This window comes from Rahnella sp. R3(2024), assembly GCF_042920125.1.
Classification (GTDB): domain Bacteria; phylum Pseudomonadota; class Gammaproteobacteria; order Enterobacterales; family Enterobacteriaceae; genus Rahnella; species Rahnella rivi.
In genome coordinates this window covers 2040748-2054377 of sequence record NZ_JBHGBU010000001.1, presented here as the reverse complement: position 1 = coordinate 2054377, position 13630 = coordinate 2040748, and the positions used below count along the sequence as shown (strand labels likewise).

Sequence of the window (13630 nt, the reverse complement as noted above, 5' to 3'; positions counted from 1 at the left end):
CACGGAACTGACACCATGACTGACACCGCGGATTTCAGCGACACCCGTTACAACCAGCTGGCGGAACAACTGGCGGACGCCATCCGCCGTGGCACGCTCGCACCGGGCAGCCGTTTGCCTTCCGTGCGGCGCAGCGCGCAAACCTGGTCGGTCAGCATTAATACGGTGGTTGCGGCGTACCGGCGGCTGGAAGATCGCGGGTTTATCGAGGCGAGGCCGCAGTCCGGATTCTATGTTCGCGCCGCGTTGCCGGGGCTGAACCCTGCGCCGCACGTGCAGCCGCAGACGCCTGCCGCAGAACCGGCAGATGAAGTGCTGGATTTGATCGACAAAGTGTTCGCCGCGCAAATTGACCCGACGTACACCAATCTTTCGCTGGCCTGCCCGCAGTCCAATGACTTTTATCCTGGCGGAAAACTGGGGCGCATTATGTCGTCTTTGCTGCGCCGTCAGCCCAATCTGATCGGCCAATATGCCCTGCCGCCGGGGCATCCGCCGCTGCGCCAGCAAATTGCCCGCCGTGCGCTGACGCTGGGCATGATATTAGAACCGACCGACATCACCATTACCCACGGCTGTATGGAAGCGTTACAGCTGGCGCTGCGCGTCACCACCAAGCCGGGCGACAGCGTGGGGCTGGAAACGCCGACCTATTTTTATCTGCTGCCGTTGCTTGCCAGCCTCGGCCTGAAAGCGGTGGAAATTCCGACCGATCCGCAAACGGGCCTTTCGCTGGATGTCCTCGACATGCTGCTCACCGAAAAGCGCCTGAACGCGGTGATCGCCATGCCGACGGCGCAAAATCCGCTGGGCTTTACCATGCCGCTCGCCGCGAAAAAACGGCTGGCGCGGATGATGAACGATCATCAGGTACCGCTGATAGAAGACGGGTTATACGCGGAAATTCAGTTCGGCGCGACGCTCTCTCCGGCGGTGAAATCTTTTGATCGCGATGGCTGGATCCTGTTTTGCACCAGTTTTACGAAAACCCTGGCGCCGGATTTTCGTATCGGCTGGATGGAAGGTGGGCGTTTCGCCGCGAAGCTGCATAAGCTGAAAGCGGTGTCGTCGATGGCTGAATCTGCGCTGCTCTCGCAAACGCTGACGGCATTTCTTGAATCCGGCGGTTACGACCATCACCTGCGCGCCTTACGCCGGCGCTATGCCTCACAGGTCGAGCAGGCACGCGCGCTGATTGCTCAGCATTTCCCACAGGGAACGCGTGCGACGCAACCGTCGGGCGGTTTTGTTATTTGGGTGGATTTCCCGCCTGGCGTGAATTGCGTAACCTTATTCCGCCAACTGCTGGAAGATAAAATCTGCATGACGCCGGGGCAACTCTATTCGCCGAGCGGGCGTTATATCAACGGCCTGCGGTTATCCTGCTGCTATGTCTTCGACACACGTTATATTTCGGCGATGATCCGCATTGGCCAGCGCGCCTGTGAGATGTGCGGTTTGCCGCCGGGGCTGGAAGTCACAGGAACGGATTCATTCCCTGATAAATAATATTAATTTTTGAAAAACTGATGTTTCCGGGATGGATCAGTTCTTCAACGCTGCTTCCGGCAGAAACAGGATGTCCGGTTAAATGGGGATCGCTGTTGAAGGTAAAGAGGAAGCAGAACTTAGCGCTGTCGCGGTATTTAGCTTCGCCGAGAAACAGTTGCTGAAACGCTTTCTCGGCATTGAAGGCATGTATGCTACGCACAAGATAGATACCCGGTTTGGCCGCGACGCCGCGCCGGTCATAATTTGGCCGGGCCATAAAACAGCGGCTGTTGATAATCTGGGGGAAGGTTTGCGCAGACGTGTAATGAATATAAAGCGGTTTTCCATTGAACATGCCGTTGTTTAAATGCATTTCCAGACGGTGATCGCGGCTGAATGTTGGGTTCATGATGTCTCTTTCCATGAGGGAGAATGATGGCGCACACCTTAATCTGATATGCCGATGCAAACATCCTGAAAGTATTAAGAGGAAAATGTATGCCCCACAAATCGAGCATCTCGCGCATCGGGCTGTTACACTTACCCCAATTGTTCACTACACGAATTGGTCACCATGAAAGAAATTGAAAAAGCCGAGATCAAGCGTCTCAGCGACATGCTTGATGCACTGAATCACAAAGACCCGGCCGTTATTCAGCAGGGGAATTCTGAGCTGATTGCCAAACATGAAGAAGAGAAAGAAAAGCTGGCCGCCGAGATTGCGCGTCTGAAAGATGTGCGTGTGAAAAAACTCAGCACCGAAGCGCAGAAACTGGAAAAGCTGTTCAGCCGTGAAATCACCAAGAAAGAACAGGCTGATATGGGCACGCTGAAGAAAACCGTACGCGGTATCGTGGTGGTTCACCCGATGACTGCACTGGGCCGCGAAATGGGCCTGAAAGTCGTGACCGGATTCGCCAAAAAAGAATTTTAATGTCACGCCAACCCTCCCCTTCACAGGGGGAGGGTGCTATAAAATCACTTCCCTTGCGCACCAAACAATCTGCGTCCAAAATCCTCAATCTTGCGATTAATCAGCCGCATTTGCATCGTTTTGCTCCAGCTGGCCGAAATCCCCGCAGCTGACATCAGACGACGATACTGTTCTTCATCGAACGGCATAGAAAATGCGATGGAAATCGCTTCAGCGACCGACACCTCGCTGTTGCGGCTCATCAGTTCCAGAGGCCTGTCGCCACTGACATTTCCGGTCGCCACGACGCGATACAACCAGCCGCAGCGGCCGCTGTCTTGCAGTAACGGCGACAGATTTTTGCAGTCGAAAAAATGGTTCAGCTTGTAGCAGGGCGAGCGGGGTTGCGTAACCTGAATCAGCGCGTCGCCCCAGCGAAAAATATCGCCGATAAAGACATTTTCTTCCGTCATGCCCAGCGTGGAAAGGTTCTCGCCGAACGCGGGTGGATGAAAACGCTCTTCATCCTCGGGAAATTGCTGACGCAGCCAGGCGTAATGCTCGCGGGGAAAGTGGCACAGCGCGCGGTCAGTGCCCCCGTGGTAAGACGTTTCAGCCTGCTGATCGCCTTCCAGACCCAGCGACGTTAATGCCATGCCGCCGTTGACCTGACGTTTGGCAATCGCGCTGGGGGAATAGCCGGGATACTGCTCAATAGCACCAATATAAACGTCGGGATAATGCATAAGGTCTCCGCCACTCATCAGTCGTTGAGCTCAGCATAACCTGCATTAGAGGGTGTGAGTAGGAAGAATCATCCGGCGCGCCGTCGGGGAGACGCACGCCGGATGAAAGGGAATATCAGAACGTTTCCCAGTTTTCCTGGCTGGATTTATTCTGCACTGGCGGTAACGTCGGGCGACGCAGGGCATTGGCGGCAGGTGCGTGCTGCATGTTGCGGTTATCAGCGAGACGGAATACGGATACCGCCTGCGTCAGCGTGGCAGCCTGATCCTCAAGCGAATCGGCGGCGGCAGAGGATTGCTCAACCAGCGCGGCGTTCTGCTGGGTGGTGCTGTCCATCTCGACAATCGCCTGTGATATCTGCGCGATACCCCGGCTTTGCTCGTCAGACGCCGAGGCAATCTCACCCATAATATCGCGCACGTGAGAAACCGATTTCACGATGTCCTGCATGGTGCGGCCGGTGTTTTCCACCAGCTTTGCGCCGGTATTCACACGCTCAACCGACTCAGCAATCAGCCCTTCAATTTCCTTCGCGGCCTGCGCACTGCGTTGTGCCAGCGTACGGACTTCAGAAGCCACGACCGAGAATCCGCGCCCCTGCTCTCCGGCGCGCGCCGCTTCTACTGCGGCGTTCAGCGCAAGAATGTTGGTCTGGAAGGCAATACCGTTGATGACCGACGTAATTTCGGCAATGCGCTTAGAACTGCCGGAAATCTGCTGCATGGTATCGACCACGTCGCTGACCTGTTTGCCGCCGAGCGTGGCGGTACCGGACGCTTCACTGGCGAGTTTGCTGGCGTGATGGGCGTTATCGGCATTCTGTTTCACCGTTGCGCTCAGCTGTTCCATACTGGCTGCCGTTTCTTCCACGGCGGCTGCCTGTTGTTCCGTACGGGAAGACAAATCGGTATTCCCCGCCGCGATTTCTGCGGCAGCGTGGGAAACCTGCGTCACACCCGAGCGGATCTCATAAATCATGGTGCTGAGATTCTGGCTCATCGCCGACACCGCATTCATCAGCATACCCAGTTCGTCGCGGCGCGCCGTCGGATGGGCTGCCGTCAAATCGCCCTTGGCAATCAGCTCGGCGGTCTTCAGCGTATCGCGCAGCGGCTGGGTGATCTGGCGGGTAATGCGCCATGCGATCAGAATACCGGCCAGCAGAACGACGAGCGTGATCACCATCATCATCATTTGCGCGCGGCTGATATCGAGGTGCGTGTTCGCCAGTTCATTTTTGAAGATTTTTGCCACCAGCGTATTCATCTCACTGGCTTTGACTGACAGCAACTGCGAGTTTTTCTGCTCATCTTCATACGCGGGCATATAAGCGACGACGTGGCTTTTATAATTCGCCAGCGCACTCATCAGCGGAGCCAGAGTGGCCTGCTGGTTGGGCAGTAACAGGGCATTCAGTTTTTTGGCATTTGCCTGGGTTTCATCAATGGCTTTGAGCAGCGTGGCTTCGGATTCTTTATCCATGTTCAGCAGCAGGCCGCGCACGTAATAACGCACGCTGATAAGCTTCTGAACCACTTCCGCCAGAGACAGACGGATTGACGGATCGGCATCTTCCACGCGCAACTGATCCTGCAAACGTGTTACCACGGCTTCGGTTTCGGAAAGATTCCAGCTGGCACGCACGGCGTCTTTTCTGTCAACGGCCTGTTTAAAGGCGTTTTGTGCCTGCTGATATTCGCGGATTTTTACCGGTACCTGATCGAGATTTGCCTGGCTGGTGGCGTCCCATTCAAGCTTGCCTTTTGACTGAGCGATCAGCTGCGAAAGTGCGTCGATTTTCTCCTGATTTTGCTGGAGATACGTCGGTTCATATTTCAGCTGGTACAGCGTGCGGCTCAGGCGGGCGTCATTCAGCAATGCATTCATCTGATTACTGAAATCCACTTTTTCAGCGCGCTGGCTGATGTCATTTAATTTGACCATGCCCGCCACGGTGATCACGGCGGCGATCACTAACACTAACCCAAACCCCAGACCCAGTTTCGTACCGACTCTGAGATTATTCATCCACTGCGAAAGACCCGTGCCGTTACCCATAATCGTTCTCCGTAAAACATCCCTGCCAAAGTTGGCGGCTTTGTTACGCCTTTGTGAAGAATCTATCGGTAGATTTGGCGGTAAACTTAATAGGATCTGCGATGTATTTTTGATTAATGCGGGCGGTGTCTGAAAAGCGGGGAAACCAGGCGGATAATTCGCTGTAAAACAGTGATCAGAGTAACGTTTTTAGCAGAATAAGCAGGGCATAAAAAAGGCGGGTCACAGACCCGCCATTGGCGAAAACATCGTGCCCGTTAAGGGCGGCAGGGCGAAATTACTTCGCTTCAGCCAGACGTTTTGCAGCTTCGTCCCAGTTCACCACATCCCAGAAAGCTTTGATGTAGTCAGGGCGTTTGTTCTGATATTTCAGGTAGTAAGCGTGTTCCCAAACGTCCAGACCCAGCAGCGGGTAACCGGATGCGCCGGAAACGGCTTCGCCCATCAGCGGGCTGTCCTGGTTAGCAGTAGAAACAACGGCCAGTTTGCCGTCTTTCAGAACCAGCCACGCCCAGCCGGAGCCGAAACGAGTGGTTGCTGCTTTTTCAAACGTTTCTTTGAAAGCGTCAACGCTGCCGAAATCGCGTTCGATAGCCGATTTCAGTTCGCCCTGCAGGGTGGTGCCGGTTTTCAGGCCTTTCCAGAACAGGCTGTGGTTAGCGTGGCCACCTGCGTTGTTACGCAGTGCAACTTTCTTATCCGCAGGGACTTTGTCCAGGTTTGCGATCAGCTCTTCAACAGAAAGTTTTGCCAGTTCTGGCAGGCTTTCCAGTGCAGCGTTCGCGTTGTTCACGTAAGCCTGGTGGTGTTTAGAGTGATGGATTTCCATCGTCTCTTTATCGAAATGCGGCTCGAGTGCGTCGTATGCGTAAGGCAGTGATGGCAGTGAATAACTCATGTTCATCGTCTCCATAGTGTAGGGCGGCACCGTCATTGTGAGCACCGCGTAATCAGTCGGATCATTATAGTTAATTAAATGATATTGAAAATGATTATCTATGCTCCACCCTTTGTACGGGTACTCGTAAGCGCCTGTTATACGGGGCTTAGAACCAGATAACCGCAAACAATCCTAAATTGTCTAAAGGCACGTGAAGCTTAAAGCGTTAACGCAGTCTTTGCGGATGCGTATACACCGTCGCCCGGCCCGGTTTGCTGAAACCGACCAGCGTCAGGTGACATTTTTCGGCGACTTCGACCGCGAGTGTGGTGGCGGCGGAGACGGCGAACAGAATTTCAATGCCGCACATCGCGGCTTTCTGCACCATTTCATAGCTGGCGCGGCTGGAAACCAGCGCCGCGCCGGATGTCCAGTCATTCTGTTTTGCGCGCATACCCAGCATTTTATCCAGCGCCACGTGACGGCCCACGTCTTCACAGCCACCCAGTAATTCGCCCTGCGAGGTTATCCACGCGGCAGCGTGGGTACAGCCGGTCAGCTGGCCGATTTCCTGCACGGATTTCAGCTGATTCAGCGCGTTATCCAGATTCGCCAGCGCAAAGGTCTGGGTAAACGGCAGCGGCGCGAGCGGGCGGAACAGGTCACCCAGTTGTTCAATGCCGCAAACGCCGCAGCCGGTGCGTCCCGCCATGGCGCGGCGGCGCTCTTTCAGCCCGGCGAAACGGCGGCTCGATAACTCGATATTCACTTCAATCCCGTTACAGGTGGGTGTCACTTCCATCCCGAAAATGTCACCGGGGGATTCAATGATCCCTTCTGACAGCGAAAAGCCCAGCGCAAAGGCTTCCAGATCTTTTGGCGAGGCCATCATCACCACGTGCGAGATGCCGTTATAGACCAGTGCAACGGGCACTTCCTGAGCAATCCAGTCATCTTTGGGCTCATCAAGATGTGCGCGCTGCATCACCGTTTTTTGGCTCGCTCCGATGATCTGAGTCACTTTTTTATCATCTTTTTTGCCCAGTTCGTTTACTTGATGGACATCCATTAGTAATAACCTTATAAACATTCCGGCTACATAAGCCGTACAAACTGTCAGGACTTTAGGCCTTGATTTTACCGCTTACGCCACTGCGGCGGAAAGCGGCAATTTGAAAAGCAATGTGTTAACAAATGATGGGAAGGAGTCTTTCATGCAAGTCAGCAGAAGACAATTATTCAAAATATGTGCGGGCGGTATGGCCGGCACAACAGCGGCATTATTGGGGTTTGCCCCGACAATCGCGCTGGCGGAAACCCGCCAATATAAACTGCTTCGCTCGCGTGAAACCCGCAACAACTGTACGTACTGTTCAGTCGGTTGCGGGATGCTGATTTACAGCCAGGGCGACGGCGCGAAAAACGTCACTGAAAATATCTTCCACGTAGAGGGTGACGCCGATCATCCGGTCAGTCGTGGCTCCTTGTGCCCGAAAGGCGCAGGCGTGCTGGATTACATCCACAGCGAAGGCCGTCTCAGATATCCGGAATATCGCGCGCCCGGTTCTGATAAATGGCAGCGCATCTCATGGGATGAGGCGATTTCCCGTATCGCCCGCCTGATGAAAGATGACCGCGACGCCAACTTCGTCGAGAAAAATGACAATAACGTCACGGTTAACCGCTGGCTGACCACCGGCATGCTCTGTTCGTCTGCGGCCAGTAACGAAACCGGCCTGCTGGATCAGAAATTCACCCGTGCGCTGGGCATGGTGGCGATCGACTGCCAGGCGCGTCTGTGCCACGGCCCGACCGTTGCAGCGTTAGCGCCGTCATTTGGTCGCGGCGCGATGACCAACAACTGGGTCGATATCAAAAACGCCAACGTCATTCTGATTATGGGCGGAAACGCCGCAGAAGCGCACCCGGTCGGGTTCAAATGGGTGATTGAGGCAAAAACCAAAAATAACGCCAAAGTCATCGTCGTCGATCCGCGTTTCAACCGCAGCGCCGCCGTGGCTGATATCTATGCGCCGATCCGCGCCGGGTCTGACACCGCGTTCCTGCTGGGTATGATCAACTACCTGATCACGCACAATAAAATTCAGACTGAATACGTCCGTGAATACACCAACGCCAGCCTGCTGGTGCGTGAAGACTATGAATTTAACGACGGGCTGTTCAGTGGATTTGATGCGGCGAAAAAATCCTACAACAAAGAAAGCTGGCATTATCAGCTCGATGAGAAAGGCTTCGCGAAACAAGACAAAACCCTGCAGGACCCGCGCTGTGTCTGGAATCTGCTGAAAGAGCACGTTTCCCGCTACACGCCGGAACTGGTAGAGCGTCTGTGCGGCACCTCGAAAGAAGATTTCCTGCTGATCAGTTCCATTCTGGCGGAAACCTGCGCGCGCGATAAAACCTCGACCATTCTGTATGCACTGGGCTGGACGCACCACACCGGCGGCGCGCAAATCATCCGTTGTGCGGCGATGATCCAGCTGCTGCTCGGCAACATTGGTATGCCGGGCGGCGGCGTCAATGCGCTGCGCGGTCACTCCAATATTCAGGGCTACACCGACCTCGGTTTGCTGTCGCTGAACCTGCCGGGCTATATGCCTCTGCCGTCAGAAAAACAGACCAATTTCACCGATTACCTGCAACAGATCACGCCAGCGCCGCTGGTGGACGGACAGGTCAATTTCTGGAAAAACACGCCGAACTTCTTCGTCAGTATGATGAAAAGCTTCTGGGGCGATCACGCCACGGCAGAGAACGACTGGGGCTTTGACTGGCTGCCGAAATGGGACAAAAGCTACGACGTGATGCAGCAAGCCGAGCTGATGACGCAAGGCAAACTGAACGGTTATATCGTGCAGGGCTTCAACCCGCTGGCCGCGTTCCCGGACAAAAACAAATCCTCGCGTGCGCTTTCAAAACTGAAATACATGGTGGTGATCGACCCGCTGGTGACGGAATCCTCCAACTTCTGGCAAAACCACGGCGCAATGAACGACGTGCAGACCGCCGATATTCAGACCGAAGTGTTCCGCCTGCCGTCTTCCTGTTTCGCCGAAGAAAACGGCTCGATCGTCAACTCCGGCCGCTGGCTGCAATGGCACTTCCAGGCGTCTGAGCCGCCGGGTGAAGCGCTGCACGACGGTAAAATTATCGCGCGCCTGTTCATGAAACTGCGCGAGCTGTACCGGCAGGAAGGCGGTGCCAATCCGCTGCCGGTGATGAATATGGCGTGGGATTATCAGGATCCGCTCGACCCGCTGCCGGAAGAAATTGCCCGCGAAGCCAACGGCAAAGCGCTGGCCGATATCCATGACGATCAGGGCAATGTGCTGGCGAAAAAAGGCCAGCAGATTTCGACCTTTGCGCATCTGAAAAACGACGGCAGCACCGCCAGTTTCTGCTGGATTTACGCCGGCAGCTGGACCGAAGCCGGTAACCAGATGGCGCGCCGCGATAACGCCGATCCTTCCGGCCTGGGCTGTACGTCCGGCTGGGCGTGGTGCTGGCCGCTCAACCGCCGCATTCTGTATAACCGCGCCTCCGCCGACCCGCAGGGGCAGCCGTGGGATCCAAAACGCGAAATCATCCGCTGGGATGGCACGAAGTGGATTGGTTTTGACGTGCCGGATTACAGCGCCGCTGCGCCGGGTTCCGGCGTCGGACCGTTCATCATGCAACAGGAAGGCGTCGGGCGGTTATTCGCCACCGACAAAATGGCTGACGGCCCGTTCCCTGAGCATTACGAACCGATCGAATCGCCGATTGGCACTAACCCGCTGCATCCTTCGGTGATTTCGAATCCGGTGGCGCGTATTTTTGCCAGCGATCTGCCGAATATGGGCACCGCCAAAGATTTCCCGTATGTGGCGACCACCTATTCGATCACCGAACTGTTCCGCCACTGGACCAAACACGCGTTGCTGAATGCCATCGCGCAGCCTGAGCAGTTTATCGAGATCGGCGAAGGTCTGGCCGCCTCGAAAGGCATTGCGCAGGGCGACGAGGTGAAAGTTTCCTCGAAGCGCGGATTCATTGTGGCGAAAGCCGTGGTGACCAAACGCATCCGGCCTCTGACCATCGACGGCAAGCACGTCGATACCATTGGCATTCCGTGCCACTGGGGTTTTGAAGGCGCGACGCGTAAGGGCTATTTAGCCAACACGCTGACGCCGTCAGTCGGTGACGCTAACTCGCAAACGCCGGAGTTCAAGGCGTTCCTGGTTAACGTGGAAAAGGTCTAACGGAGGCGAATTATGGCAATGCAATCTCAGGACATACTTCGTAAGTCCGCAACCAACAGGTTCACGCCAGCGCCGCGTGCCCGCGATCATCAGCAGGAAGTGGCGAAACTCATCGACGTCACCACCTGCATCGGCTGTAAAGGCTGTCAGGTCGCCTGTTCCGAATGGAACGACCTGCGCGATGACGTCGGGATTAATACCGGCGTGTACGACAACCCGATGGATCTCAGCGCGAAATCCTGGACGGTGATGCGTTTCTCGGAAGTGGAACAAAACGGCAAGCTGGAATGGCTGATCCGCAAAGATGGCTGCATGCACTGCGCCGATCCGGGCTGTCTGAAAGCCTGCCCGGCGGAAGGCGCGATTTTGCAGTACGCCAACGGCATCGTCGATTTTCAGTCTGAACATTGCATCGGCTGTGGTTACTGCATCGCCGGTTGCCCGTTCAACATTCCGCGCATCAACAAACAGGACAACCGTGCCTACAAATGCACGCTGTGCGTTGACCGTGTGAGTGTCGGCCAGGAACCGGCCTGTGTGAAAACCTGCCCGACCGGCGCGATCCATTTCGGCACCAAAACCGCGATGCAGGATTTAGCCGCAGAACGCGTCAGCGAGCTGAAAGGCCGCGGATTTGAGCATGCCGGTTTGTACGATCCGCAGGGCGTCGGCGGCACGCACGTGATGTACGTGCTGCATCACGCCGACAATCCCCAGCTGTATCACGGCCTGCCGAAAGATCCGGCGATAAGCGCCGCAGTCACTTTGTGGAAAGGAGTCTGGAAACCGCTGGCGGCGGTCGGCTTCGCGGTGACCTTTGCGGCAGCGGCCTTCCACTTCCTCGGCGTGGGACCGAATTACGTCAAAGAGGAAGAGCACGCCGAAGAGGATAAACATGACGATGAGGAGAAACGGCCATGAAAAAAGAGAAGTTAATCCAGCGCTATAACCTGGTGGAACGCCTCAATCACTGGATCGTGGCGTTCTGTTTTGTGACGCTGGCGCTCAGCGGTATCGGCTTCTTTTTCCCGTCGTTTAACTGGCTGATGAACGTGTACGGCACCCCGCAACTGGCGCGCATTCTCCATCCGTTTTTCGGCGTGGTGATGTTCGTCTCTTTCCTCGGCATGTTCTTCCGTTACTGGAAGCACAATTTGCCGGAAAAAGACGACCTCGTGTGGGCGAAAAATATCGATAAAGTGCTGACCAACCATGAAGTTGGCGACACCGGTCGCTATAACTTCGGCCAGAAATGCGTGTTCTGGGCGGCGATCGGTTGTCTGGTACTGCTGATGGCCAGCGGCGTGATCATCTGGCGTCCGTGGTTTGCGGATTATTTCCCGATACCGCTGATCCGTCTGGCGCTGCTGGTGCATTCCGTGGCCGGTATCGGGCTGATTCTGGTGATCATCATGCACGTTTACGCCGCGACATGGGCGAAAGGGTCGATTTCGGCGATGACCGGCGGCAAAGTGCCGGTGTCATGGGCGAAGTATCACCATCCGCGCTGGTACCGTCAGGTGCGCGATGAAGAGCAGAAAAAAGAACAAGACGAGAGGAAAGCCGGATGAGCATCCAGATAGTTGCACAGGACTTGCTGGCTGACGGTAAAAAAACGGCGGGGGACATCCCGCCGGTACTGTTCGCTAACCTGAAAACGCTCTACCAGAACCGCGCCGGTCGTCTGAAAAAACTGGCAGAAGACAGCCCGCTCGACGGGTATCTGAACTTTGCGGCGTCAATTTGCGATGCGCAGCAGCAGGTGCTTGAGACGTTCCCGCTCGACATCAGTCTGAGTGACGAATTGCAAAAAGCCGCCGGTAAACCGCCGCTCGATTGCAGCCTGTTTCCGCGTACGCCGCACTGGCTGATGCTGCTGGACGCGCTGATTGCTGTCCTGAAGCCGGACGCTTCTGAGCCGGTACGCGCGGTGCTGGAAAGCCTTGAGCAGTCCCCGAACCTTCAGCGTGAAATGATGGCGACAGAACTGCTTTGCCAGGATTTCAAACACGTTCCGGCCGATCACGCCCCCTTTATCTGGGCCGCGTTATCCCTGTACTGGGCGCAGATGGCGGCACAATTGCGTGGCGTCGGGCGTGCGGATTACGGCGAGAACCGTCAGTTCTGCCCGGTTTGCGGCAGCATTCCTGTGTCTGCGGTGATCACGGCCAGCGGTCTGCGCTATCTGCACTGCAATCTGTGCGAAAGCGAATGGCATGTGGTGCGGGCAAAATGCAGCAACTGTGACGAGATGCAACATCTCAACCTGTGGTCCATCGACGATGAACAGGCAACGGTAAAAGCCGAAGCCTGCGATGACTGCGGCGCCTATCTGAAACTGATTTATCAGGATAAAGATCCGCAGGCAGACGCCGTGGCAGATGACCTCGCCACGCTGTTGCTCGACGACCGCATGGAAGACAAAGGTTTTTCCGGCAGCGGCATTAACCCGTTCCTGTTTCCCGCACAATAACCTGTAAAACTGGCCGCCGTGACTGGTAAACCCCGGCACGGCTGCTAGCTTTAAATAAGGTTCCGGCGAAATCGAGGAGGGTCTGATGAAGTTGATCGGCAGTTACACCAGCCCGTATGTACGTAAAATCTCGGTGATGTTGCTGGAAAAAGGCATCCCGTTTGATTTCATTAACGACACGCCCCACGAACCGGGCTGCAAAATCACCCAGTTTAATCCCCTTGGAAAAGTCCCCGCGCTGGTCACCGACGAGGGTGAAATTTTTTATGATTCCCCGATCATTGCGCAGTTTATTGAGCTGATGAACGTTGCGCCCACGCTGTTGCCGTGGCAGCCGCTGGAAGCTCTGCGGGTGAAGCAAATTGAAGCGCTGGCCGATGGCGTGACCGACGCCGCCGTGGCGTTAGTGCTGGAAGGCCGTCGCGATGCCGATAAACGTAACGAAGCCTGGGTGTTGCGTCAGCGGGAAAAGCTGCTGCGCGGGCTGGATGCGCTGGAAAAACTCGCCGAAAAACGCACACTGCTCAACTCGGAAAGCCTGAACGTCGCCGATATCGCGGTAGCCTGTTCTCTGGGCTACATCAATTTTCGCCGTATCGCGCCCGGCTGGTGCGTTGAGCGTCCTGAGCTGATAAAACTGGTCGAGCGCCTGTTTCAGCGTGAGAGTTTTGCGCGCACGACGCCACCCGGAAGCGGTAACGCCAGCTTTATCGCAAAAAAGGTGTGAGGCCGCTCGAAGAGTTCTCTTTACATCCCGCGGGTTAACCAACCACTGCCTAAACTTTACGCAGCGCTCTGCTATTACC

The 13630-nt window shown here is 55.6% G+C and carries 12 protein-coding genes; 7 read left to right on the top strand and 5 right to left on the bottom strand.

The window, feature by feature from the left end:
* Positions 1-15 precede the first annotated feature (15 nt).
* Positions 16-1509: a PLP-dependent aminotransferase family protein gene (locus tag ABSH60_RS09325; RefSeq protein WP_056775858.1), complete on the top strand. Its 1494-nt coding sequence runs from the start codon at positions 16-18 to the stop codon at positions 1507-1509.
* Here the strand turns inward: ABSH60_RS09325 and ABSH60_RS09320 are convergent.
* Positions 1478-1900 carry a hypothetical protein gene (locus ABSH60_RS09320; protein ID WP_390973700.1) on the bottom strand — a complete coding sequence of 141 codons (423 nt, stop codon included), beginning with the start codon at positions 1898-1900 and terminating at the stop codon, positions 1478-1480. The two genes, ABSH60_RS09325 and ABSH60_RS09320, sit on opposite strands and share 32 nt — an antisense overlap.
* Before the next feature lie 165 nt (positions 1901-2065).
* On the opposite strand from ABSH60_RS09320, the gene ABSH60_RS09315 reads away from it, so the two are divergent.
* Positions 2066-2425: a YibL family ribosome-associated protein gene (locus tag ABSH60_RS09315; protein ID WP_056775854.1), complete on the top strand. Its 360-nt coding sequence runs from the start codon at positions 2066-2068 to the stop codon at positions 2423-2425.
* Between the two features lie 44 nt (positions 2426-2469).
* On the opposite strand, the gene yiiM is transcribed toward ABSH60_RS09315, so the two are convergent.
* The 4 genes from yiiM to fdhD all read right to left on the bottom strand — a co-directional run bounded on the left by yiiM (position 2470) and on the right by fdhD (position 7158).
* A complete protein-coding gene (gene yiiM, locus ABSH60_RS09310) occupies positions 2470-3150 on the bottom strand; it encodes a 6-hydroxyaminopurine reductase (RefSeq protein ID WP_390973698.1) in 681 nt (226 codons plus the stop codon).
* A 115-nt stretch (positions 3151-3265) separates the two neighbouring features.
* Positions 3266-5209, bottom strand: a complete 1944-nt coding sequence (locus ABSH60_RS09305; RefSeq protein ID WP_056775850.1) for a methyl-accepting chemotaxis protein — start codon at positions 5207-5209, stop codon at positions 3266-3268.
* Positions 5210-5486: 277 nt separating this feature from the next.
* A complete protein-coding gene (gene sodA, locus ABSH60_RS09300; RefSeq protein WP_056775847.1) occupies positions 5487-6107 on the bottom strand; it encodes a superoxide dismutase [Mn] in 621 nt (206 codons plus the stop codon).
* Between the two features lie 208 nt (positions 6108-6315).
* On the bottom strand, positions 6316-7158 hold the full coding sequence (gene fdhD / locus ABSH60_RS09295; protein ID WP_136374795.1) for a formate dehydrogenase accessory sulfurtransferase FdhD: 843 nt from the start codon (positions 7156-7158) through the stop codon (positions 6316-6318).
* Positions 7159-7303: 145 nt separating this feature from the next.
* Between fdhD and fdnG the strand changes: the two genes are divergently transcribed.
* The 5 genes from fdnG to ABSH60_RS09270 all read left to right on the top strand — a co-directional run bounded on the left by fdnG (position 7304) and on the right by ABSH60_RS09270 (position 13551).
* On the top strand, positions 7304-10351 hold the full coding sequence (gene fdnG, locus ABSH60_RS09290) for a formate dehydrogenase-N subunit alpha (RefSeq protein WP_390973695.1): 3048 nt from the start codon (positions 7304-7306) through the stop codon (positions 10349-10351).
* Between the two features lie 12 nt (positions 10352-10363).
* On the top strand, positions 10364-11272 hold the full coding sequence (gene fdxH / locus ABSH60_RS09285) for a formate dehydrogenase subunit beta (RefSeq protein WP_390973691.1): 909 nt from the start codon (positions 10364-10366) through the stop codon (positions 11270-11272).
* Positions 11269-11922, top strand: coding sequence for a formate dehydrogenase cytochrome b556 subunit (gene fdoI, locus ABSH60_RS09280; RefSeq protein ID WP_056775841.1), 654 nt, complete (start codon positions 11269-11271; stop codon positions 11920-11922). The genes fdxH and fdoI overlap by 4 nt, the downstream gene beginning before the upstream one ends.
* Complete coding sequence (fdhE, locus tag ABSH60_RS09275) at positions 11919-12824, top strand: formate dehydrogenase accessory protein FdhE (RefSeq protein WP_136374792.1); 906 nt, start codon at positions 11919-11921, stop codon at positions 12822-12824. The genes fdoI and fdhE overlap by 4 nt, the downstream gene beginning before the upstream one ends.
* Before the next feature lie 85 nt (positions 12825-12909).
* On the top strand, positions 12910-13551 hold the full coding sequence (locus ABSH60_RS09270; protein WP_122097163.1) for a glutathione S-transferase: 642 nt from the start codon (positions 12910-12912) through the stop codon (positions 13549-13551).
* Positions 13552-13630: the final 79 nt, after the last annotated feature.